Source organism: Roseateles sp. DB2, assembly GCF_051857535.1.
Classification (GTDB): Bacteria; Pseudomonadota; Gammaproteobacteria; order Burkholderiales; family Burkholderiaceae_C; genus Roseateles_B.
The window spans coordinates 197,957-218,668 of sequence record NZ_JBPZGY010000008.1; the positions used below are offsets into that span (position 1 = coordinate 197,957).

General features: G+C 68.5%; 20 protein-coding genes and 1 tRNA gene. 16 read left to right on the forward strand and 5 right to left on the reverse strand.

The window, feature by feature from the left end; translation table 11 throughout:
• Nucleotides 1–25: 25 nt before the first annotated feature.
• Nucleotides 26–529 (forward strand): hypothetical protein, encoded by a 504-nt coding sequence (locus tag ACS5PK_RS14380; RefSeq protein ID WP_439440943.1) that lies wholly within the window; start codon nucleotides 26–28, stop codon nucleotides 527–529.
• 43 nt (nucleotides 530–572) lie between these two features.
• Here ACS5PK_RS14380 and ACS5PK_RS14385 read toward each other — a convergent pair whose 3' ends face one another.
• Together ACS5PK_RS14385 and ACS5PK_RS14390 are read right to left on the reverse strand one after the other, a co-directional pair.
• Nucleotides 573–1,484, reverse strand: coding sequence for a DMT family transporter (locus ACS5PK_RS14385; protein WP_439440944.1), 912 nt, complete (start codon nucleotides 1,482–1,484; stop codon nucleotides 573–575).
• Between the two features lie 107 nt (nucleotides 1,485–1,591).
• Nucleotides 1,592–2,227 (reverse strand): LysE family transporter, encoded by a 636-nt coding sequence (locus tag ACS5PK_RS14390; protein WP_439440945.1) that lies wholly within the window; start codon nucleotides 2,225–2,227, stop codon nucleotides 1,592–1,594.
• Between the two features lie 162 nt (nucleotides 2,228–2,389).
• Between ACS5PK_RS14390 and radA the strand changes: the two genes are divergently transcribed.
• Together radA and ACS5PK_RS14400 are read left to right on the forward strand one after the other, a co-directional pair.
• Nucleotides 2,390–3,754 carry a DNA repair protein RadA gene (gene radA / locus ACS5PK_RS14395; RefSeq protein WP_439440946.1) on the forward strand — a complete coding sequence of 455 codons (1,365 nt, stop codon included), beginning with the start codon at nucleotides 2,390–2,392 and terminating at the stop codon, nucleotides 3,752–3,754.
• 73 nt (nucleotides 3,755–3,827) lie between these two features.
• On the forward strand, nucleotides 3,828–4,265 hold the full coding sequence (locus ACS5PK_RS14400) for a hypothetical protein (protein WP_439440947.1): 438 nt from the start codon (nucleotides 3,828–3,830) through the stop codon (nucleotides 4,263–4,265).
• 186 nt (nucleotides 4,266–4,451) lie between these two features.
• On the opposite strand, the gene ACS5PK_RS14405 is transcribed toward ACS5PK_RS14400, so the two are convergent.
• Nucleotides 4,452–6,350, reverse strand: coding sequence for a diguanylate cyclase domain-containing protein (locus ACS5PK_RS14405; RefSeq protein ID WP_439440948.1), 1,899 nt, complete (start codon nucleotides 6,348–6,350; stop codon nucleotides 4,452–4,454).
• 167 nt (nucleotides 6,351–6,517) lie between these two features.
• Between ACS5PK_RS14405 and ACS5PK_RS14410 the strand changes: the two genes are divergently transcribed.
• From ACS5PK_RS14410 to ACS5PK_RS14455, 10 genes are all read left to right on the forward strand, one after another.
• The gene (locus ACS5PK_RS14410; protein WP_439440949.1) at nucleotides 6,518–6,931 is read left to right on the forward strand and encodes an antibiotic biosynthesis monooxygenase family protein; all 414 of its coding nucleotides are present in this window, start codon (nucleotides 6,518–6,520) and stop codon (nucleotides 6,929–6,931) included.
• Nucleotides 6,928–7,380, forward strand: coding sequence for a hypothetical protein (locus tag ACS5PK_RS14415; RefSeq protein ID WP_439440950.1), 453 nt, complete (start codon nucleotides 6,928–6,930; stop codon nucleotides 7,378–7,380). Before ACS5PK_RS14410 ends, ACS5PK_RS14415 begins: the two co-directional genes overlap by 4 nt.
• Before the next feature lie 42 nt (nucleotides 7,381–7,422).
• On the forward strand, nucleotides 7,423–8,358 hold the full coding sequence (locus tag ACS5PK_RS14420; protein WP_439440951.1) for a branched-chain amino acid transaminase: 936 nt from the start codon (nucleotides 7,423–7,425) through the stop codon (nucleotides 8,356–8,358).
• Between the two features lie 42 nt (nucleotides 8,359–8,400).
• Nucleotides 8,401–8,607, forward strand: coding sequence for a zinc-finger domain-containing protein (locus tag ACS5PK_RS14425; RefSeq protein ID WP_439440952.1), 207 nt, complete (start codon nucleotides 8,401–8,403; stop codon nucleotides 8,605–8,607).
• A gap of 10 nt (nucleotides 8,608–8,617) precedes the next feature.
• Nucleotides 8,618–9,067, forward strand: a complete 450-nt coding sequence (locus ACS5PK_RS14430) for a YybH family protein (RefSeq protein ID WP_439440953.1) — start codon at nucleotides 8,618–8,620, stop codon at nucleotides 9,065–9,067.
• Complete coding sequence (locus tag ACS5PK_RS14435; RefSeq protein ID WP_439440954.1) at nucleotides 9,067–10,080, forward strand: YheT family hydrolase; 1,014 nt, start codon at nucleotides 9,067–9,069, stop codon at nucleotides 10,078–10,080. The genes ACS5PK_RS14430 and ACS5PK_RS14435 overlap by 1 nt, the downstream gene beginning before the upstream one ends.
• Before the next feature lie 140 nt (nucleotides 10,081–10,220).
• On the forward strand, nucleotides 10,221–11,207 hold the full coding sequence (locus tag ACS5PK_RS14440) for an ATP-binding cassette domain-containing protein (protein ID WP_439440955.1): 987 nt from the start codon (nucleotides 10,221–10,223) through the stop codon (nucleotides 11,205–11,207).
• A complete protein-coding gene (locus tag ACS5PK_RS14445) occupies nucleotides 11,204–11,965 on the forward strand; it encodes an ABC transporter permease (protein ID WP_439440956.1) in 762 nt (253 codons plus the stop codon). The genes ACS5PK_RS14440 and ACS5PK_RS14445 overlap by 4 nt, the downstream gene beginning before the upstream one ends.
• Nucleotides 11,966–12,015: 50 nt before the next feature.
• Nucleotides 12,016–12,564 carry a DUF2946 family protein gene (locus ACS5PK_RS14450; RefSeq protein ID WP_439440957.1) on the forward strand — a complete coding sequence of 183 codons (549 nt, stop codon included), beginning with the start codon at nucleotides 12,016–12,018 and terminating at the stop codon, nucleotides 12,562–12,564.
• 54 nt (nucleotides 12,565–12,618) lie between these two features.
• Complete coding sequence (locus tag ACS5PK_RS14455) at nucleotides 12,619–13,434, forward strand: hypothetical protein (RefSeq protein WP_439440958.1); 816 nt, start codon at nucleotides 12,619–12,621, stop codon at nucleotides 13,432–13,434.
• Nucleotides 13,435–13,483: 49 nt separating this feature from the next.
• On the opposite strand, the gene ACS5PK_RS14460 is transcribed toward ACS5PK_RS14455, so the two are convergent.
• Complete coding sequence (locus tag ACS5PK_RS14460) at nucleotides 13,484–14,026, reverse strand: c-type cytochrome (protein ID WP_439440959.1); 543 nt, start codon at nucleotides 14,024–14,026, stop codon at nucleotides 13,484–13,486.
• Nucleotides 14,027–14,206: 180 nt separating this feature from the next.
• Here ACS5PK_RS14460 and ACS5PK_RS14465 point away from each other — a divergent pair, with 180 nt between their 5' ends.
• The 3 genes from ACS5PK_RS14465 (at nucleotide 14,207) to ACS5PK_RS14475 (ending at nucleotide 17,211) form a co-directional block, all read left to right on the forward strand.
• Nucleotides 14,207–15,769, forward strand: a complete 1,563-nt coding sequence (locus tag ACS5PK_RS14465) for a DUF1800 domain-containing protein (RefSeq protein WP_439440960.1) — start codon at nucleotides 14,207–14,209, stop codon at nucleotides 15,767–15,769.
• A gap of 9 nt (nucleotides 15,770–15,778) precedes the next feature.
• Nucleotides 15,779–17,077, forward strand: a complete 1,299-nt coding sequence (locus tag ACS5PK_RS14470; protein ID WP_439440961.1) for a DUF1501 domain-containing protein — start codon at nucleotides 15,779–15,781, stop codon at nucleotides 17,075–17,077.
• 59 nt (nucleotides 17,078–17,136) lie between these two features.
• Nucleotides 17,137–17,211: transfer RNA gene (locus tag ACS5PK_RS14475), tRNA-Arg, on the forward strand.
• A 462-nt stretch (nucleotides 17,212–17,673) separates the two neighbouring features.
• Here ACS5PK_RS14475 and ACS5PK_RS14480 read toward each other — a convergent pair.
• Nucleotides 17,674–20,508 (reverse strand): SEC-C metal-binding domain-containing protein, encoded by a 2,835-nt coding sequence (locus ACS5PK_RS14480; RefSeq protein ID WP_439440962.1) that lies wholly within the window; start codon nucleotides 20,506–20,508, stop codon nucleotides 17,674–17,676.
• Nucleotides 20,509–20,712: the final 204 nt, after the last annotated feature.

Sequence of the window (20,712 nt, forward strand, 5' to 3'; positions counted from 1 at the left end):
GCGGCCTGCCCCGTATAGTGCGCGCATGGATCTGATCGCCACCAAGCTTCCTCCGCAGGGCAAGTTCGACAGCCTGGAGATGCTGCGCAGCGATGGCAGCGGCTGCCGCTTGCTGATGCCCAGGCAGGGCACCCTGCCGCATGACCTGATCCATGTGCTGGTTGAGGCCCTGCCGGCGCTTCGCCATGGCTTTTTGGACCAAGTCTCCCAAGGGGCCGAACCTGCGTTCACCATGAGCCAGGTTCACGCGCGCCCTGCCGAGGCGACGGCAGCTGCAGCAGGCGCGTGGCAGGTCGAGGCGGTGGTTGAGGCCCTGCAGACCCAGCTCTGGGCCGGCACATTCGATCCGCAGGCCTTTGCAGAGGGCGTGCGCCTGGCCTGCGAGGCGCGCGGCATCCCCCTGCCGGCAGCCGACGCCCTGGCGTACGGCCCCCCGCTGCACGAGCAGGCCCTGCGCCTGCTTCAGGACTGGCAGTCCCTCCCGATGGGAGCGGCGCTGCGCCTGCAGCACCAGGCAGGCCGCGGCTGAGGGCACCCGGAGCTGTCCACCCGCTGCCGCTGTGACCGTGGCTTCATTGCGGCCGCGTGGCCACGTAGATACTGCCCAGGCACAGACCCATGCCCGCCAGGGACAGGGCCGTGGGCATCCAGCCTTCCAACAGGGCGGAGACAGCCAGGGCGATCACCGGGATGACCACTCCCGTCAGTGCCGCCCGCGCCGCGCCCTGGCGCTGGGCCAGCTTGAAGTACATCACAAAGGCCGCCACCGATCCCGCCACGGCCAGGTACAGCAGACTCAGCAGATAGCTGGGCTGCCAGCTGAAATGCCAGCCGCTGCCGTTGAGCAGAGAGAGGCTGGCCAGAAAGGCCGCGCCATAGCCCATGCTCCAGGCCAGCACCGGTACCAGCGCCAGGCCGCGGCGGGTGAGCGTGAGCGTGAGCACGTTGCCGACGCAGGCGCACAGCACGGCCAGCAGGCCCAGCCCCAGGCCCAGGGCGGCCGTCGGCCGCGCGCCGGTGGCGGCAATCTCCGGCCAGAAGATCATCACCACCCCCGCCACGCCGCCACTGGCCGCAAGCAGGAAGCGGCGGCTGACGGTCTGCCCGAAGAAGAGGCGCCCCGAGAAGGCATTGCCGAAGACCATCAGGCAGAAGAGGACCGCCACCAGGCCGCTGGGTATGTGGCGCTCGGCTTCATAGACGGACACATAGTTGCCGCTGTACTGCACGATGCCGGTGGCCAGCATCAGGCCATGGGCGCCCAGGGGCAGGCGCAGGCCCTCGCCGCGCCAGCGGGCCAGACCGGCCAGCATCAGCGCCGCCAGCGCGAAGCGCCAGGCCACCGAGTTCAGCACCGGCACGCCGCTGTCCAGCTGGTAGAGGATCACATGCCAGGTGCTGGCCCAGATCAGCGTGGGCCCCCAGAAGAGCCAGCGGGAAGACAGACCCGGGGAAGCCGGGGCCAGGGCAGCGGTGGTGCTCATGCAGATTCCATGAAAAAGACGCGCCATCGGTGGCGCGTCTTGCGGATTTCACGCGGGGAGCGCTCTCGGCGCGACCCGCTTCTTGCTTCTTGCGGATACTGGCAGGCTCAGGCTGCGCGCTTGAAGGTGGCCAGCAGCGTGCCAGCCGCGATGAAGAGACTGCCGAAGACGCGGTTGAGCGTCTTGATGTGCTCGGCGCTGCGCAGGGCCGACAGTACCTTGGCCGCCAGGGCGGTGTAGCCCGCCATCACCACCAGGTCGGTGAAGCACAGGGTGGCGCCGATCACGGTGTACTGCGAGCTGAGGCTCTGGTGCATGTCCAGGAACTGCGGCACCACGGCCAGCAGGAAGACCGTGCCCTTGGGGTTGACCGCGTTGATGGCCCAGCCGCGCAGCACCAGCTGGCGCAGGCTCACGGCGCTGGCCTCTGAGGGCTCGGTGGCCGCCACAAGGGGCTTGGCCGGCGCGCGCCATTGCTGCACGCCGAGATAGACCAGGTAGGCCACGCCCAGCCACTTGACCAGGGCAAAGCCGAAGGACGAGGCGGCGATCAGGGCGCCCAGGCCCGCCCCCACCAGCACGATCTGGGTCAGGATGCCCAGCACCAGGCCGAAAGTGGTGAAGTAGCCGCGGCGAAAGCCGTGGTTGAGACCGGAACTCATGGCGGCGATGGCACCGGCACCCGGCGAAAGGCTGATGGCCCAGGAGGCGGCGAAGAAGGCCAGCCAGGTCGAGAATTCCATGTCAAATGCTCCGGCATGAGCCGCGCCCTGGAACAACGGTGGGCACGGCGAACCGTGGTTGTAGCACTTTGTCCGGGTTTTTGCCGAGGGCAGGGGATGCACGGCGGCAAGATGCCCGCGAAGCGCCGGGAAGCGGTCCCCAGCCACGCCACAATGCCGGCCATGGCCAAGGAAAAAACCGTCTACAGCTGCAGCGAATGCGGCGGCAGCAGCCCCAAGTGGCTGGGCAAGTGCCCCCATTGCGGTGCCTGGAACACCCTGATCGAGACCGTGGCCGAGCCCACGGGCGGCGGCAAGAACCGCTTCCAGGCCCTGGCGCGCAGCCAGCCGGTGGCCACGCTGTCCGAGATCGAGGCCAGCGACTACGAGCGCACCCCCACCGGCCAGGAGGAGCTGGACCGGGTGCTGGGCGGCGGCATCGTGGCCGGCGGCGTGGTGCTGATCGGCGGCGATCCCGGCATCGGCAAATCCACCCTGCTGCTGCAGGCCGTGGACGCGCTGAGCCAGCAGTGCAAGGTGCTTTATGTGACCGGTGAGGAATCCGGCGCCCAGGTGGCCATGCGCGCGCGGCGCCTGGGCCTCTCGGGTGCGCAGGTGCGGGTACTGGCCGAGATCAACCTCGAGAAGATCCTCGCCACCATCGAGGTCGAGGCCCCGGCCTTCTGCGTGATCGACTCCATCCAGACGCTCTATTCCGACCAGCTCTCCTCCGCCCCCGGCTCGGTGGCCCAGGTGCGCGAGTGCGCCGCGCAGCTGACCCGCACCGCCAAGGCCGGTGGCTGTGCCATGGTGCTGGTGGGCCACGTCACCAAGGAAGGCGCCCTGGCCGGGCCGCGGGTGCTGGAGCACATCGTGGACACGGTGCTCTATTTCGAGGGAGACACCCACAGCAGCTTCCGCCTGGTGCGGGCCATCAAGAACCGCTTCGGTGCCGTGAACGAGATCGGCGTCTTCGCGATGACTGACAAGGGCCTCAAGGGCGTGGCCAACCCCAGCGCCATCTTCCTCTCCACCCATGGAGAGCCGGTGCCGGGCTCCTGCGTGCTGGTCACGCTGGAGGGCACGCGCCCCTTGCTGGTGGAGCTGCAGGCCCTGGTCGATTCGGGCGGCCCCAGCCCGCGCCGGCTCTCGGTAGGCCTGGACCGCGACCGCCTGGCCATGCTGCTGGCCGTGCTGCACCGCCATGCCGGCGTCTCCACGGGTGACCAGGACGTCTTCGTGAACGCCGTGGGCGGCGTGCGCATCAGTGAGCCGGCGGCTGACCTGGCCGTGCTGCTGGCCATCCAGAGCAGCCTGCGCGGCAGGGCGCTGCCCCGCGGCTTCATTGCCTTCGGCGAGGTGGGCCTGGCCGGCGAGGTACGGCCGGCGCCGCGCGGCCAGGAGCGTCTCAAGGAGGCGGCCAAGCTGGGCTTCAGCGTCGCGGTGGTACCCAAGGCCAACGCACCCAAGAGGGCCATCGAGGGCCTGACGGTGCATGCGGTGGACCGCATCGAGGACGCCATCTCGGTGTTGCGAGAGCTGGATTGAAACCCGCTGGCTCTCAGGCCGAAGTCTGCTTAGGATGCAACGCAAGGCCACGCCGGCCAGCAAGGAGCCCTTCATGACCGACTCTGCCTCCGAGCAGCGCCTGCATACCCGCTTCGATCTGCCCGCTGCCGGGCAGGATGTGGCGTCCCTGCCGGGCTGGATCTTCAAGCCCGTGCAGTTCACCCGCGGCCCTGCCGGCCTGGTGCTCAACATCAGCAATGGCGGTCTGCAGGTGCTCACCAGCGCCACGGAAATGCTGGACCAGGGCCCTTACGAAGTCGTGCTGCTGCTGGGGCAGCCTGACGCCCAGCCCGGAGAGGACGAGCAGGTGTCATGGTTCAACGGTGTCCTGGAGCGTGCCTGGACGCGCCCCCTGCCCGGCATGGGCCATCTGCACGGCATGCGCTTCATCTCGGCCAACTCCACGGCCGAGAAGTTTCTGGCCGGCCACCGCGAGGACCTGGCCGCCGGGCACTGGGTGCGCTGCGTGCTGCTGCAGGCCAAGCCCTGAACTGAAAGAAGTCACGAGGCCCCCAGACCTGTCACTGTGTGCCAGGCCCCCCCGAGGGGGTCAAGGCAGCTTGGGGCGGCCCGGCGCTGCGTTGACGCGCCCCCTGACCTGTCACTGTGTGCCAGGCCCCCCGAGGGGGTCAAAGCAGCTTGGGGCGGCCCGGCGCTGCCTTGGCACGCCCCCGGCTCAGCCGCCCGCCGCGCCCAGCAGCAGGCGGCCGGCTCGCTTGCTGGCATACATGGCGTCATCAGCCGCCTTCTTGAGACTGCGCTCGTCCTCGCCGTCTTCGGGATACATGGCCAGGCCCACGGAGCAGGTGAGTTCCAGGCTGAGTTCGCCCAGTTGCAGGGGCTCGGCCACCAGGTTGTAGATCTTTTCGGCCACATGACGGGCGCTCTCGCGGCTGACCGGGCCGCACAGCAGCACCAGGAACTCATCACCGCCGATGCGTCCCACCACATCGGTCTCGCGCACCGCAGCCTTCAGGCGCCGGGCCATGGCCTGCAGCAGCTCATCGCCCACCGCATGGCCGTGGATGTCGTTGACAGGCTTGAAACGGTCCAGGTCAACCAGAATCAGGCCCAGGCTCTCACGGTAGCGCCGCGCATGGGCAAGGGCCTGCTGCAGGCGCTCGGAGAAATGCGCCCGGTTGGCCAGCTCGGTCAGCGGATCGTGGCGGGCGAGGAAATGGATCTGCGCCTCGGACTGGCGGCGGGCGTCGATGTCGGACAGCGTGCCTATCATGCGCAAGGGCTGGTCTACGCCGTCCCGCTCGACGATGCGCCCGCGAGCCAGGCGCCAGCGCCAGCCCCCGCCCTCGGCCCGCACGCGGTACTCGACCTCGAAGCTGCCCCGCCCGCCCTTGATGCACTCACGCAGCCGCTGCCGCAGGCCGGCGTGGTCATCCGGATGGACCAGGGGCAGCATCTGCACGAAGCGGGGCTCGGGTGCGGACAGTGGCCAACCCATCAGCGCCTTCCAGCGTGCCGTCGTGACCAGGGTGTCCGCCCGCATGTCCCAGTCCCAGACCCCGTCGCCCGCCCCCTCCAGCGCGAAGGCCCAGCGCTGCTCGCTCTCGCGCAGGGCGCGCGTCATGCGCTGGGCCAGGGCCTGGGCGCGCTCACGCGATCCAGCCAGGGCCCAGGCCAGCAGGGCCAGCAGCAGGCTGCCCAGGCCGCCCAGCAGGCCCAGGGTCAAGGGCTCGGTCTGTCCGGCCAGGGGGGCATAGCCTTCGTGGACCACCAGTTGCAGGGTCCAGGCCTGCCCACCGCGTTGCAGCCGCTCCTCGCGTTGGAGCAGGCCCTGCGCTAGGGCCTGGGACGGCTGGTAGAGCAGCGAACGATCCTGCAGGACCTCCCCCTCGAAGAGCCGCAGGCTCAGAGCGTGGGGCATCTGGGCCTGCAGGGGGTCCATCAGGGCCCCGAGCGCAACGGGCGCCAGCACCCAGGACTCCAGCCGATGGCTGCCATCCAAGGCCGTGCGGAACAGGGGCTGGACCAGCACAACGCCCTGGCTGCGCCCGAGACGCCAGCTGCGCAGATCCAGGGATGGACTCAGCGCAGGCTGTCCGCTGTCGCGGGCGCGCTGCAGGGTGGGCTGCAGCAAGGGCTCGCGCCAGAGGTCCGGAGACTGGCCCAGCAGCCCGGGGCCGGGCAACAGCGGACCCAGCAGGGCCCGCGGGGTGGCGTTGTCGTCCGCCGTGCGGCTGGGCATCCAGCGCACCAGGGCCAGGCCTTCCAGGCCGGCGTGGTCTGCCCCCAGGGGCAGCGCGTCAAGGAAGCGCCTCAGCCGCGATTCATCCAGGGGCAGCCCCGTGGCCGGCTCCTGCGTCTGCGCCAGGGCGTGGACAGCGGACAGGATCTGCTGCAGGGCATCGAGCCGGTGGTCCAGGCGCTGGCTGGCGGCATGCAGGACTGCCTCAATCTCACGCTGCTGAACATGCTCGGCTTCCCGGCGTTCGTGAGACCACAGGCCCAGACTCAGCATCAGGCCCAGCAGCAGGATGGCCCATGGCAGGCCCTGGGTCAGACGGGGGCCGTTGCGCCAGCGGGCACGCCAGCGCAGGAGGCGTCGCCGCAACCTCATTGCCCGCCCCGTCTGTTCAAGCCCGGTCCGCACTGCTCAGCCATGGACCACCTCCGGGGTCGCACAACAAGACATCGACAAGGAAACGTGCCCGGCGCCCGCAGCCCCTGGAGGGCCGCCCGCCATCGCACAGAATACGCCTGTCCCCGACACAACCCAAGCTGACCATGACCACGTCTCAGCAGCCCGACACCCGCCCGTCCGACGCCCGGCCGCCGGGCTTTGCCGGCCGCTTTCCCGCGCCCTATGTTGCAGTGATATTCACCAGCCAGCGCCGGGCACCGGACCCGTCCTATGACGCCATGGCCACGGCCATGGTGGAGTTGGCCGCCCTTCAACCGGGCTACCTGGGAGCGGAAAGCGCCCGCGGGGCCGACGGGCTGGGCATCACGGTGTCCTACTGGATGGACGAGGCCGCCATCGCCGCCTGGCGCGCCGAGCTGCGTCACCAGGCTGCCCGCGACACCGGCCGGCTGCGCTGGTACAGCCATTACGAACTGCGCGTGGCCCGGGTGGAGCGCGCCTATGGCTGGGACGAAGCGGACGGCCCGGCCGATCCCCTGCACGGAGCCGGCGCATGAACCCCGTCGTAGGCGTGCTGCTGGCCCTCGCTGCCCTGGTCGGGGGCGGCGTGCTGCTGGGCTGGAAGGGGGTGATCCTGGCTCTCACCGTGATCGTGTTCTGGCTGCTGCTGCAGTTCAGCCGCCTGATGCGGGTGATGCAGGCGGCCAACGGCGCGCCGGTGGGCCGCATCGACAGCGCCGTCATGCTGCAGTCGCGCCTGCGCCAGGGCATGAAGCTCATGGAGGTGCTGCCCCTCACCCGCAGCCTGGGCGCCAAGATCGAAGGCCGCGAAGAAGCCTGGGCCTGGACCGACGTCGGCGGTATCCGCCTGGAACTGCAGTTCAGCCAGGGCGTGCTGCAGCAGTGGACGCTGCGGCGGCCTGCCGAAACGTGCACGGAAGCCGAGGGGCCCGGCACCAGCGCGGGCACCGGCGCGGGCACCGGCGCCGGCACGGGCGCGGCATAGAATCCCCGGGTCAACCCTCAAGCCCTCGAGCAAGGAGCCCTCATGTCCATGGAAGATCGCGACGGCAAGATCTGGATGGATGGCCAGTTGGTCGACTGGCGCGATGCCAAGATCCATGTGCTGAGCCACACCCTGCACTACGGCTGCGGCGCCTTCGAGGGCGTGCGCGCCTACAAGACGCCGCAGGGCACGGCCATCTTCCGGCTGCGCGAGCACACCGAGCGCCTGTTCAACAGCGCCAAGATCCTGCGCATGAAGATCCCCTTCACACTTCAAGAGGTCGAGGAGGCACAGAAGGCCGTGGTGCGCGAGAACCAGCTTGAGAGCTGCTACCTGCGCCCGCTCACCTGGATAGGCTCCGAGAAACTGGGCGTCAGCCCCAAGGGCAACCGCATCCACCTGATGGTCGCCGCCTGGTCCTGGGGCGCCTACCTGGGCGAGGAAGGACTGAAGCGCGGCATCCGCGTCAAGACCAGCTCCTTCACCCGCCACCACGTCAATATCACGATGACGCAGGCCAAGGCGGTGTCCAACTACACCAACAGCATCCTGGCCAATATGGAAGCCACGGACGACGGCTACGACGAGGCCCTGCTACTGGACGCCTCGGGCTTCGTCTCCGAGGGCGCGGGCGAGAACCTCTTCGTGATCAAGAACGGCGTGGTCTACACGCCCGACCTCTCGGCCGGCGCGCTCAACGGCATCACCCGCAACACCATCTTCCACATCTGCCAGGACCTGGGCCTGAAGCTGGTGGAGAAGCGCATCACCCGTGACGAGGTCTACATCTGCGACGAGGCCTTCTTCACCGGCACGGCCGCGGAAGTGACGCCCATCCGCGAGCTGGACCGCATCGAGCTGGGTACCGCTGACTATGTGGGCCGGCGCGGCCCCATTACCGAGCAGATCCAGTCGGCCTTCTTCGACATCGTCAACGGCCGTAATCCCAAGTACGCGCACTGGCTGAGCCTGGTCTGAGTCCCGGCCCGCCCCCTGCCACAACAAAGAAGAGAAGTCCCCATGAGCGAAACCAAATCCATCGTCGAAGTCCTGGCCAAGGACGTGCAGGGCCCCGGCGTGGTCGCCTGCCCCAACCCGAAGATGCCGCTGTGGAGCAACCACCCCCGCGTCTTCATCGATGTGACGCATGACGAGGGCGGCAAGTGCCCCTACTGCGGCACCGTCTATCGCCTCAAGGACGGCGAGCACCTGCACGCCGCCCACTGAAGGCCGCGCGATGCAACGCCCCAAGGCGCAGACGGCCGCGCTGATGGCCTCCCCCGAGGACATCGAGCAGCAGTTCTACGAGGCCCTGCAACATGGTGAGCTGGACCGGCTGATGGACATCTGGGCGGACGAGGACGAAGTCTCCTGCGTCCATCCCGGCGGGCCCCGCGTGGTGGGTCTCGCGGCCATACGCGCCGCCTTCGAGACGGTGTTCCAGCAAGGCCCCATCGCCGTCACGCCCGAGCGCGTGCGGCGTTTGCACACCGGGGACACCGCCATCCACCAGGTGCTGGAGCGCGTGCAGGTGGAAGGGGCTGACGGCCCGCAGAGCGCCTGGGTGATCGCCACCAACGTCTACCTCAAGACCTCGCAAGGCTGGCGCATGGTGCTGCACCATGCCAGCCCCGGCACCGGGCACGACATCCAGGAAGTCGTGCAGGAGCCGACCATCCTGCACTGATGGAGTTCCACGCGCCCTGGTGGCTGCCCGGCGGGCAGGTCCAGACCATCTGGCCCGCCCTGTTCTCGCGTCGGCATTTCGGCAAGCCCCTGGCCTTCCAGCGCCAGCGCTGGGCCACGCCCGACGGCGATTTCGTTGACGCCGACTTCCTGCTGGACCAGCCCCCGCCCAGCCGCCACCCAGGCGGCGACGCGGCCTTGCCCCCTCGGGACGACGTGCCCATGCTGGTGCTCTTCCATGGCCTGGAAGGCAGCTCGCAAAGCCACTACGCCCAGGCCTTCGCCGACGCCGCCCGGCGCCGCGGCTGGCGTTTCGCGATCCCCCATTTCCGCGGCTGCTCGGGCGAGTTGAACCTCGCGCCACGGGCCTACCACTCGGGCGACTACGCGGAGATCGGCTGGATGCTGGCGCAAGTGCGCCGCCAGCACCGCGGGCCGCTCATTGCTGCGGGCGTGTCCCTGGGTGGCAATGCCCTGCTGCGCTGGGCGCAGGAGGCCGGCGACACCGCCCGCCAAAGCGCCAGCGCCGTGGCCGCCATCTGCTCGCCCATCGACCTCGCGGCGTCGGGCCGCGCCATCGGCAGCGGCTTCAACAGGCAGGTCTACACCCGCATGTTCCTGCGCACCATGGTGCCCAAGGCCCTGCGCAAGCTGCAGCAACATCCCGGCCTCTTCAATGGCCAGGCCCTGCGCGAGGTGCGCGACCTCTACGAATTCGACAATCTCTTCACCGCGCCCCTGCACGGTTTCCGCAACACGGAGGACTACTGGGCCCGCGCCTCGGCCAAGCCACAGCTGCCCCGCATCCGACTGCCAGCCCTGGTGCTCAACGCCCGCAACGACCCCTTCGTGCCCGCTGCCTCGCTGCCCGCCGTCCAGGACGCCGGCCCCTTCGTGACACTGTGGCAGCCCGCGCATGGCGGCCACGTCGGCTTCCCCGGCGGCCGCTTCCCGGGCCATGTGCTGGCCATGCCGGAACTGGTCTGCCACTGGCTGGGCCAGCGCCTGGCCTGAACTGCCTCGCCCGCACCCTGCCTCCATCGGGCGGGCGGATCTGCCGTCCATGTCGCGACGGCTGCCATTCGCCCACTCGACCCCGCGTCCATCGTCCTGGACGGCTAGCATGGCGCCGCCTTGAAACAAGGAGGGCGGACATGAACGGGACAGCGATCCCCCCGGATGGCAACACGGCATCCCTGCTGCGCCTGGAGCAGGCCAGCAAGCAGTACCGACGAGGCGACAGCGCAGTGCAGGCGCTGCAGGACTTCGAGCTGCAGTTGCAGCCCGGCGAGGTGCTGGGCCTGCTGGGTCCCAATGGCTCGGGCAAGACCACCTTGGTCAAGCTGCTGACCGGGCTGTGCGGCGCTGACCACGGCACGCTGCGCTGGCGCGGCGGTCCGCCGCTGCCGGCAGGCCAGGGTGGCCCGCATCTGCGCGAGATCGGCGTGCTGCTGGAAGGCCGGGGGGCCGCCTACGAGCGGCTCAGCACCCTGGAAAACGCCCGCTACTTCTGCGAGCTGCGCGAGACCCGCTTCGATCCCGTCCACTTCCGCCACATGGCCGAGGCACTGGGCCTGGACGATGTGCGCGCCCCCATCCGCCAGCTCTCGACCGGCAACAAGCTGCGGGCCGCGCTGATCGGTGCGCTGATCCACCGCCCGGCCCTGGCCCTGCTGGACGAACCGACCCTGGGCCTGGATCTGGAAGGCGTGGAGCGCCTGCACACGCTGGTGCGCCAGGGCACGCAGGATGGCCAGACCTTCCTGATCAGCTCGCATGACCTGCACTTCATCGAGCGCCTGTGCCCGCGCATCGTATGCATCCACCAGGGCCGCAAGCGCTTCGACGGCCCGCGCGAGGCCTTTGTCCACCTGCCCCATCCCTACCGCCTGCAGGTCCGCCACCAGGCGCCCTGCCCGGACCTCCCCGACTGGCTGACCGAACGCCGCTGGGAGCGCCAGGACGAGGACTGGACCCTGCCTCTGAAGGACCCAGCGGAGGCCATGCGCCTGATGAGCCTGTGGGCGGGCTGGCTGGCCGCCAGCGAGCAGTTGCAGCTGCGCCGCATCGACCTGCGGGAGCACTACCTGGAACATCTGGAATCGGGCCGCTCCGCAGCGACCCCGGAGGATCAGACATGACACGCCTGTGGAGACATAGCCTCAACGAGGCACGGCGCGGCCTGTGGCTGGCGCGGCGCTACTGGGTCGAGACCCTGCTGGGCCTGGGCTTCCTGGTCAGCCTTTTCGGCGGGCTGGTCTATGCGGTGCTCAAGGCCAGTGGGCAGAGCCTGGACTCAGGCCGGGCCGACGGACTCATCGCCGGCTTTGCCCTGTGGCTGTTCGCCAGCGGCACGGCTCATGCGGGCTCCAAGGAGATCATGGAGGAAACGCGCCAGCGCACCCTGGAGCAGCTCAACCTGGCACCGCTGAGCCTGGCCAGCCTGCTTGCGATACGCCTGGTCCTGGGCCTGGCCGTGAGCCTGCTGCTGCTGGTGCTGAGCCTGCTGCTCATCGGCGGGCTGACCGAGGGACGCGTGCAGACCTCCCCCGAGGTGCTGGCCTTGGCCCTGTTGGGCTGCCCGGCACTGGCCGGCATCGGCTATGCCATGGCAGGGCTGAGCCTGCTGGTCAAGCATGGCGAGCTGTTGATGGTGGCCGCCTACCCGGTGGTGATCGCCCTCGTGTCACTGCCGGCCTACCCCGTCTCCGAGCTGGCCTGGCTGCCCTATGCCCTCGCGGCAGCTGGCGCCCGTGCCGCGGCCACCGGCACCCTGCTGTCCGCGGACGTGTGGGCCTGGGTGGCGCTCAACGGCGGCGCCTGGTTGGCCCTGGGCCTGCTGTGCTTCCGCGCCTGCCTGGACCGTGCGCGACGGCTGGGCGTGCTGGGACACCTCTGAGGAAGGGGACCTAGGCACCGGCTGCAGGCGTGGGGTCCTACACTGCCGCCATGGATGACATCGTCAAGGCGGCCCTGAAGAAGTGGCCGAACGTACCCCACTGCTATGACTGGCTGGCCCTGGATGCCCGCGGTGACTGGTACATGCGTGACGAGCGCATCCAGGCCGCCGGCCCCTTCCCCCAGGTCAAGGGCAGCCGCATCACCCATGACAAGCTGCGGGACTTCATCCACCGCAACTACCTCCCCGACGAGCGAGGCGCCTGGTTCTTCCAGAACGGACCGCAAAGGGTTTACGTCACCCTGGAGGCCACGCCGCATGTCTGGCGCCTGCATGGCCAGGGGCCGGACGGCTCGCCCCGCATCTTCAGCCACACCGGCCCGCAGGCCACCCTGCTGCACTGCTGGCTGGACGAGCAGGACCGCCTGCTGCTGAGCGCCCACCTGCCGGGCCTTGAGGCCCCGGTGCTGGGCCTGGTGCACAGCCTGGACATGGGTCTCGCGGCCGATGCGGTGGAACAGTCCGCTTGGGTGCCGGAGAGCGCGTCCTTCGAGGCGCTGTGCCAACAGCACCACGTCATGGGCCATCCCGAGCCCTGAGTGCCCTGCCATTGGCGCGCTAGACTCGCTGCACCACCACTTGGCTCATCAGCGATGGCCGCCTTACCTGACAAGCAGACTAGATCGGGATGGCGCTGGCATTGGCTGGGGCTGGGGCTGGGGCTGGGGCTGGGGCTGACCAGCCTCACCTGCGCGCAGCCGACCGCAGCCCTGCAGGTCTGCGTGGGCGATGTGCCCGTGCCGCCGTTTCTCAGTGGCGACGCCAACCATCCCGGTGTCACCGAGCGCCTCATGGTGGATGCCGGCCGCCAGATCGGCCTGCAGGTGGAGCTGTTGCGCTGGCCGGCACGCCGCTGCTTCGAGCAGATGCGGCTGGGCAAGGTGGAGGCCGGCGTCGGCGCCGCCATTCCGTCCAATATGCAGGAGTTCGATTTCCCGGGCAGCCCCAGCGGCGATCCGCAGATGCGTGTCGCCCGGACCTCCATCGTGCTGGTCAAGCGGCAGGATGCCGTCGTCACCTGGGATGGCCGGCGCCTGGAGATGCCCCACGCCAGCCCCATGCGCCTGGGCGCTCGAGCCGGCTTCCGTGCGGCCACCGAGGCCGTCCGCCGCCTGGGCCTGGAGCTGACGCCGGGACCCAACCAGTCCCTGCACGTCCTGCGGATGCTGCAGCTGGGCCGCCTGGACCTCGCCGTCCTGGTGCGCGAGGAGGCCGACACCCTCCTGACCCGCCCGGAGTTCAGCAACCTGACCCAGCTGGAGCCTCCCCTGCTCATCAGCGACTTCTACGTCATGACCATACGCCAGCTGCCGGAGGCCCAGCGCCAGCAGGTGCAGCGCTGGTGGGAGCTGATGGCACAGTGGCGGGACCTCCCGGCCTATCGCACGGACGCCACCGCCAGCCCATGAAAAAAGCCGCCGGTCTTGCGACGGGCGGCTTCTTGCAAGAAACGGAGCTTCAGTTCGCGGCCGAGGCGGCGGCGGCGGGGGCCTTGGGCTCCTCGAACCTGGCGCCGCCGTTGTTGGCCATGTAGACCACGGCACGGGCGATTTCCACGTCACTGTGCTCGCCACCACCCTGCGGGCTCATGGCGTTCTTGCCCTTGAGGGCCGAATTCAGCAGGGCTTCGAAGCCGGTCCTGATGCGGGGCGCCCAGGCGGCGGCATCGCCGAACTTGGGAGCGCCCATGGCGCCGGTGCCGTGGCAGGCAGCGCACTGGGCCTGGTAGACCTGCTCGCCGGTCTTCAGCGCGCCGGCGCTGGAGGCATCCTTGAGCTCGATGCTGCCGATGGGCTGGATGCGGGCGGCGATCGCCTGCTCTTCCAGGCCGACACTGCCAGCGGCGGGCTTGGTGTCCGTCGTCACGTAGTTGGCCAGCAGCACGATCACGAAGATGGGCACGACGAAGGCGAAGAACACAGCCCAGGCCAGTTGCTTGGGGGTCTTGATCGGGCCCTCGTGAGAGTCGTGGCCGTGGTCTTGATCCTGGTGTCCGCTCATGAAATCCTCGTTGACGTCGGCAATTTGGAAAATTGGCTAGGCCTTATCAGGCGCAAAGCCGCGGGATTATAGGCCGCCCCCTTCCCGCACAGAGCTTTACCGGCGCGACAAATGCCGCGAACACCACAGGCCCATGATGAGAACCCGTATGGTCAGCTCCCACACTTTGTGTCTCCGCCCATGAAGCCTTGCCTGCCGGATCCATGTCGGCGCTACCTGCTGCTGGGCAGCAGTGCCCTGCCCCTGATGGCCAGCCTTCCCGGCACCGGCCGCGCCGAGGTCCCTGCCCGGCAGGCGCCGCTCAACGAGGAGGAACGCGCCCACCATGCCCTCAAGCGCCTGGCCTACGGCCCGCGTCCCCAGGACGTGCAGGACATGCAACGCCTGGGCGCCGCGCGCTGGCTGGAGGGCTTTCTGCAGGCGCAGCTGCAGCCGCAGGCCCTGCCGGCCACGCTGGAGCAGCGCCTGGCCGGCCTGGGCACCTGGCGGGAAAGCCAGGGCGAGTTGGGCGAACGCTTTCGCCGGGCGCAGCAGGCCCAGCGCGAGAACAAGGCCGCAAAGACAGGCTCCTCACCCGCCGATCCCGCCCCCAACGCCCGCCGCGAGCTGGTCCGCCCAGTGCTGCTGGAGGCGCAGTCCCAGCGCCTGTGGCGGGCCCTGGAAAGCCCGGCCCAGCTGCAGGAGCGCCTGGTCGAGTTCTGGTTCAACCATTTCAATGTCTACGCTGGCAAGAGCGCGGTGAGCGTCTACGCAGGCGCCTACGAGCGCGAGGCCATACGCCCGCACATCCTCGGCCGCTTCCGCGACATGCTGGGGGCCACGGCCCGGCATCCGGCCATGCTCATCTACCTGGACAACCACCTCAGCGTCGCGCCTGGCTTCCAGCCCCGCCGCGCCAATGCCCGCAGCCAGGGTCTCAACGAGAACTACGCCCGCGAGCTGATGGAGCTGCACACCCTGGGCGTGGACGGCGGCTACACCCAGGCCGACGTCACCGAGCTGGCACGCATGCTGACCGGCTGGACCCTGGACCTGCGCGGCCTGGGCAGCAGCCGGGATCTCTTCGCCTTCGATCCCCGCCGCCATGATCACGGCGAGAAGCTGTGGCTGGGCAGGCGCATCCGCGCCAGCGGCCCGCGCGAGGGCCAGGCAGAAGGCGAGCAGGCGCTGGACATCCTCGCCCGCCACCCCGCCACCGCGCGCCATCTGAGCCGCAAGCTGGCCCAGTGCTTCGTGGCCGACGAGCCGCCGGCATCCCTGGTTGACCGCCTCGCCCAAGTCTTCCTGCGCAGCGACGGCGACCTGCGCCAGTGGACCGAGGCCCTCATCCAGGCGCCCGAGTTCTGGAGCCCCGAACACTGGCAGGCCCAGTTCAAGACGCCCTACCGCTATCTGCTGTCCGCCCTGCGTGCCGTGAATGCGCAGGTGGACGAGCCCGCGCTGCTGCTGCCCCTCCTGGCCCAGGCCGGCCAGCCGCTCTACGGCTGGCAGACACCCGATGGCTACAAGACCACTGCCGCCGCCTGGCGCGGGCCCGAGGCCCTGACGCAGCGCGTGCAGTTCGCCAGCAGCCTGGCCGAGGGACGCCTGGGCCGGCGCTGGAACGCGGACACCCAGCCACAGGCCTTGCTCGCCACCCTGGGCCCCAGCCTGCAGGCCCGCACGCGCGCCGCGCTGCTGGGTGAGACCCCGGCCGCGCAGGCCGCCCTGCTGCTGGCCAGCCCCGATTTCATGCAGTGCTGAGGTGTTGACATGACCCTGCCCCTTCCGAAGACCCTGCGTCGACGCGACTGGCTGCTGCACGGCGCGGCCACCCTCGGCACCCTTGCCCTGCCGACCCGGGCCTTGAGCGCCGCGGACGATCGTCGTCCCCGCCTGGTGGTGGTGATGCTGCGCGGGGCCATAGACGGGCTCAACGTCGTCGTGCCCCACGGCGACCCGGCCTATGCACGCGCCCGGCCGCGTCTGGCGATTGCCAGGCCCGGCGAGGAAGGCGGCGCCTTGCCGCTGGACCGCCTCTTCGGCCTGCACCCCGCTGCAAGCCCGCTGATGCCCTACTGGCAGCGCGGCCTGATGGGCTTCGTCCATGCCAGCGGCTCGCCAGACCCGACACGTTCGCATTTCGATGCACAGGACTACCTCGAATCCGGCACCCCGGGCCGCAAGGGCACGCCCGACGGCTGGATGAACCGCCTGCTGGTCGGGCTGCCCGGGCCGCACAGCGCCAGCCGCGCCCTGAGCCTGGGCAACACGCCGCCCCGCATCTTCGCGGGCAGCGCACCCGTGGCATTCCTCGGCACCGGCCCCAAGGCACTGGACCCCAAGGCCATCGACCAGGCCCGGCTGCAGCGCGGCCTGGCCAAGCTGTACGCGGGTCAGGATGCCCTCTCCCAGGACTATCGCGATGCCACTCAGTCCCGCCAAGACATGCGGCGCAACCTGGCCCAGGCTGAGCAGCGCCCGCGCGACATGAAGGACGAAGCCCCCAGCCGCGATCCCAGCGCCGATGCCGGCGCTCCGTCCGCCCGCAGCTTCTCTGCCGACGCCCGCCGCCTCGGGGAGCTGGTCCGCGCCGACGCCCAGACCCAGCTGGCCTTCACCTCGGTAGGCGGCTGGGACACCCACGTCAACCAGGGCGGAGCCCGCGGCCAGCTGGCCAGCCGCCTGGGGGCCTTGTGCGAGGGCCTGGACGCCCTGGCCCAGGGTCTGGGCGACAGCCTCCAGGACACCGTCATCATGGTGATGAGCGAGTTCGGACGCACCGTACGTGAGAACGGCACCGGCGGCACCGACCATGGCCGGGGCAATGCAATGTGGTTGCTGGGCGGTCCGCTGCAGGGCGCGGCCGGCGGCCGCGTGCTGGGCGAATGGCCGGGCCTGGAGGACCGCGCACTGGCCGATGGGCGCGACCTGGCCGTCAGCACCGATTTCCGCCATGTGCTTGGCCCTGTGCTGCAAGGCCATCTGGGCCTTGACGACGAGGCACTGGCCCGCGTCTTCCCTGATCTGCCGGCCCGAGCGGCGCCGCGTCTGAAGCTGCTGCGCAGCTGAAGCAGTCAGACCAATCATCGGGACGGCTCCCAAGCCGGGTTAGAATACACGGCTGGCGTGCGACCGTGGTGAAGTGGATATCATGGAGCCCTCCGAAGGCTTCGTCGCAAGTTCGATTCTTGCCGGTCGCGCCAATTCGATTTTTGCTGCCTTGGGTTTTGTGACTTAGCCCATAAGTTGGCCGGGATGGCCAAGGTTAAGTTAATTCGACTCTGGGCCAAGCTTTGCTTAACTGCGGAGCTGAAGCGGTCAGGGCTCTGTTGCGGGCACTGACGGATCACGGGTTGCCGCCCTCGATAGCCGCAAGCGAGGCTATGCGTGCGCGCCAAAGCCGACGCCGGCCGACGACAGGTCACGGGCTAGAAGCACTCGGCCAAGCTGGGTAGCCCGAACGTAATCACTGCACGGCAGCGCCAATCGCTACAGCGATGTCGGCTTCAGGCTGGTCTGGGTCGTTCGCGGGGCAGGGCCAGAGCGACAGCTACCGCCAATAGCAGCCGCCGAGCACCGTTGGGTCAGGCCGGCAGCACTCCCCTCGTAACCGGTGGCTCGTCTGTGGCTCACGTGCTGTACCCACTTGAATGACTGCTTCGGCGCTATCCGGCAAGACCGCAGCCGCACTTCTTGAACTTCTTGCCTGAACCACACGGACAGGGTTCGTTGCGCCCGATCTTTGCCCCAGCAGAAATCGGCGTTCCTTGTCTGACGACCAGAGGACGCACTCCCGGGCGCCACTGCGGTATCGGATTGGCCTTGATTTCAGCGATCAGCTGGCGTTGGTTCGCGAGGCTCATGCGAGCCTCGGATGTCAGGCCGGTCGCATAAGCCTGAAGCCGCTCCATCTCCATCTCGGCCTCTGAGTAGTTGCCGCAGTAGGCCAGAACGACCGCGTACTGCGCGCGTACATCTAGGTTCCGATTCAGGAGTTGGTTGTCCACGAACACAGGCATGACGTGCTGCTCAAGAATCTCACGCGCGCCCACGAAATCATGTCGCTCGACGAACTCGTCGGCGAGGTCTTGCCCGACACGAATGAGCGAGTCGATGGCGCCTGCCATGTTGTAGAACTTCATGGCATGGATTCGCGCGAGAGGCACGAACGAGTGCATCCCGCCAGCCACCATTGCCTTGAGTTCGAGCGCATCCGCGAGCCGCTTTATGTCCGCGTGATCAAGTCCCGGCTTGTTGATGAGCGCCCAGAGCGCGGCATTCTTTGCGCCAACAACCTGCTCGGGACGAATGCCGAGAACCGCAAACGTCTCATCGATCACTTCGTCGACCACCCTCATCGCGTTCTCATAGCGCTCAAGTCGAAAAAGCGCCGCGGCCGCGTTGTAGAGGAAGACGCGTCGGTGGACGGGCTTGTCTGACAATCGGCTGTCCAGCTCGCGGATCGCGCGCAGAACACCCTCCTCGTCACCCTGACTCGAGAAATAAAGCATGCGCTTCATCAAGAAGGACAGGGCTTCGTCCTCACCGAGCACGCCACTGTCGATCAATTGCTCCATCGCCGCAAACCTAGGCGCCAGACGATCCATGCGCCCGAGCTTCATGTCCGAGAAGACAAGACCATCGAGAGCCCAATACCGCTGCTCCGGATCTGACCCGTCTCCGGCAACCAGCGCCTCCAGGCCGTGCCAGACCTCTACGGCAACGCCCATCTCATGGAACATCTCTTCGCCGACGAGGTCCACCAGCGTCTTGACGTCTCCTGTCGCCAGCAGCAACCGCGTGTAGAGCGAGAAGCGCGCCGTGTTGCGATCACGCTCGAACGCCTCGACCATCAGGTCCTTGAGGGCAACGCGAGCCCGTGACGCTACCTCTGCGGGCATGCCTGACAGGTGCAGACTCCCGACAACACGGATGGCGTCATGCAGTCGGATCTCCTTGTTGCCGTAGATCTCCACGACCCCAGCGGCTCGTAATTCCCGGATCACGCCAGCAACCGCACGCTCGTCCATCTCAAGGGCCGCGTCCAGCAGCTTATTGATCTCGGCCGGGAGCAGACCGATATCGGACAGACTCAGCACCGCAATCGTCTGTTGCGCGGCGTCGGGAAACGCGTCGAAGACCTTCGCCAGGATGACCTCTTGCGCGGTCTGGGTCAGGTTGGTCAATGCGTCGACGGCGTCGCACATCTGGTCGAGGCGCCCAGCGTACTCTTCGCGAGCAATCGTCGCGGCACTTCTGACGAACAGAGGCATGCCCGCCGTCAGCGTCTTCAAACGCCCCATAGTGGCCGCATCACCTCGACATCCCCACGCAGAGGCCGCCGCCGCAACGTCGTCGACACCCCACCCATTCAGCGGCTCTCGCGTCAGGCCCAGAAGCGCTTCGATCTCGGCCAATGTCCCCAGCGGTTGCGCCAGGAGAACGAACCTTAGCGCAGACGTGACATCGACCATGCGCTTGAGGCTCTCTGCCGAAACACGATGCACGTTGTCGAGCACAACGATCGGCGAGAGGCCCTCGTGCTTGAGATAGATGTCTAGCTGGCGCAGCGACTCGACACCGGTGGCGCCCGGCAGCAAGACCTTGCGCACCGCATCCGGGCCGGCGCCGGCCAACTTGGCGGCCAGCTCACGCACCAGCGAGAGGGCGAGGGCCTCCCCCGGCGTCTCCGCGCAGTCGAAGTACGCGCAGTTGTGACTGCTGAAAGTGGCCGCCTGTGAAGCCCACGCGGTCTTCCCGGCGCCCGAGAAGCCGGAAACGATACGGACCCGGGAGTTCGAGTCGAGTTGAGGCTCGTTCTCCTGCGGGCGGTACTGGTCGGGTGGCGCCGGGAAGTCCTGCAGCTGGATCAGGATCTGGTCGAAAAGCGACGACAACTCCGCGATCACGAAGGTGTGATCCGCATGGGGCGCCTCTCCGGCGGCCGCAGCCTGGACGCGGCCAGCCAGCTTCCACACGAGGGAATCAGGCGCCAGCATGGCGAGCGGCACCGTCGCGGCTCGATCGACGCACCAAGAGACTGCCTCGTCGATGCCCGACCAAGCAGGTGGAAGTTGACCAAGGGCGTCCGTACAGACGCGGCCCGGCCAGAGGATGTTCACGTCACCTGCCAGCTGTCCTGTGCGAACTTGATCAGCGAGCGTCGGCCCCAAGGCACGGTTGACCACCACCACGAACGTCGCTTGCCCCGGCCGGCGGCCCTGCGCGTGCTCTTGCCGCAACTCGTCGAATCGTTCCAGAGCCAATTTGATGTCCGACGGCATGATGGCCCGGCCGCGCGTCTTGACCTGGATGTAGATTCGCTCTGTCGGCGTGACGAGCTCGATGTCCTCGTCGCGCTCGACCACCACGGAAGTCGCGCCGGTCTGCCTTGAGGCGAGAAGGCACGCTGCTGCATAAAGATGCTGATAGAGAAAGCCGCGATGTACCGCCTCAATGCGGATCTCTTGGGCAGGATCGAGCGTCGGGATCTGGGTCATATGCGCAAGAAGATTTGGTTTCGAGCGTCGCGGGGTGGTTTCGCCAGCAGCAGCTGATCGCTACGACTGGGATGCAACACCTGATCTGCATTGAAGAAATCGAGACACGCTGAGCGTTAGTCTTTCGGCGATTCGGCCTCGAGAATGGGGCGCAGGAGAAGTCGTGAGACGGAGTCGTTTTTCGGTGGAGCAGATCGTGGCGGT

Excerpts from the sequence above, each read along its gene's own strand:
- ACS5PK_RS14430 (WP_439440953.1), top strand. The coding sequence starts at position 8,618 with ATGCAACGCCCCAAGGCGCAGACGGCCGCGCTGATGGCCTCCCCCGAG.
- ACS5PK_RS14390 (WP_439440945.1), bottom strand. The coding sequence starts at position 2,227 with ATGGAATTCTCGACCTGGCTGGCCTTCTTCGCCGCCTCCTGGGCCATC.
- ACS5PK_RS14405 (WP_439440948.1), bottom strand. The coding sequence starts at position 6,350 with ATGAGGTTGCGGCGACGCCTCCTGCGCTGGCGTGCCCGCTGGCGCAAC.
- ACS5PK_RS14415 (WP_439440950.1), top strand. The coding sequence starts at position 6,928 with ATGAACCCCGTCGTAGGCGTGCTGCTGGCCCTCGCTGCCCTGGTCGGG.
- radA (WP_439440946.1), top strand. The coding sequence starts at position 2,390 with ATGGCCAAGGAAAAAACCGTCTACAGCTGCAGCGAATGCGGCGGCAGC.
- ACS5PK_RS14460 (WP_439440959.1), bottom strand. The coding sequence starts at position 14,026 with ATGAGCGGACACCAGGATCAAGACCACGGCCACGACTCTCACGAGGGC.
- ACS5PK_RS14455 (WP_439440958.1), top strand. The coding sequence starts at position 12,619 with ATGGCCGCCTTACCTGACAAGCAGACTAGATCGGGATGGCGCTGGCAT.
- ACS5PK_RS14425 (WP_439440952.1), top strand. The coding sequence starts at position 8,401 with ATGAGCGAAACCAAATCCATCGTCGAAGTCCTGGCCAAGGACGTGCAG.
- ACS5PK_RS14440 (WP_439440955.1), top strand. The coding sequence starts at position 10,221 with ATGAACGGGACAGCGATCCCCCCGGATGGCAACACGGCATCCCTGCTG.
- ACS5PK_RS14470 (WP_439440961.1), top strand. The coding sequence starts at position 15,779 with ATGACCCTGCCCCTTCCGAAGACCCTGCGTCGACGCGACTGGCTGCTG.
- ACS5PK_RS14445 (WP_439440956.1), top strand. The coding sequence starts at position 11,204 with ATGACACGCCTGTGGAGACATAGCCTCAACGAGGCACGGCGCGGCCTG.
- ACS5PK_RS14420 (WP_439440951.1), top strand. The coding sequence starts at position 7,423 with ATGTCCATGGAAGATCGCGACGGCAAGATCTGGATGGATGGCCAGTTG.
- ACS5PK_RS14400 (WP_439440947.1), top strand. The coding sequence starts at position 3,828 with ATGACCGACTCTGCCTCCGAGCAGCGCCTGCATACCCGCTTCGATCTG.
- ACS5PK_RS14450 (WP_439440957.1), top strand. The coding sequence starts at position 12,016 with ATGGATGACATCGTCAAGGCGGCCCTGAAGAAGTGGCCGAACGTACCC.
- ACS5PK_RS14435 (WP_439440954.1), top strand. The coding sequence starts at position 9,067 with ATGGAGTTCCACGCGCCCTGGTGGCTGCCCGGCGGGCAGGTCCAGACC.
- ACS5PK_RS14380 (WP_439440943.1), top strand. The coding sequence starts at position 26 with ATGGATCTGATCGCCACCAAGCTTCCTCCGCAGGGCAAGTTCGACAGC.
- ACS5PK_RS14465 (WP_439440960.1), top strand. The coding sequence starts at position 14,207 with ATGAAGCCTTGCCTGCCGGATCCATGTCGGCGCTACCTGCTGCTGGGC.
- ACS5PK_RS14480 (WP_439440962.1), bottom strand. The coding sequence starts at position 20,508 with ATGACCCAGATCCCGACGCTCGATCCTGCCCAAGAGATCCGCATTGAG.
- ACS5PK_RS14410 (WP_439440949.1), top strand. The coding sequence starts at position 6,518 with ATGACCACGTCTCAGCAGCCCGACACCCGCCCGTCCGACGCCCGGCCG.
- ACS5PK_RS14385 (WP_439440944.1), bottom strand. The coding sequence starts at position 1,484 with ATGAGCACCACCGCTGCCCTGGCCCCGGCTTCCCCGGGTCTGTCTTCC.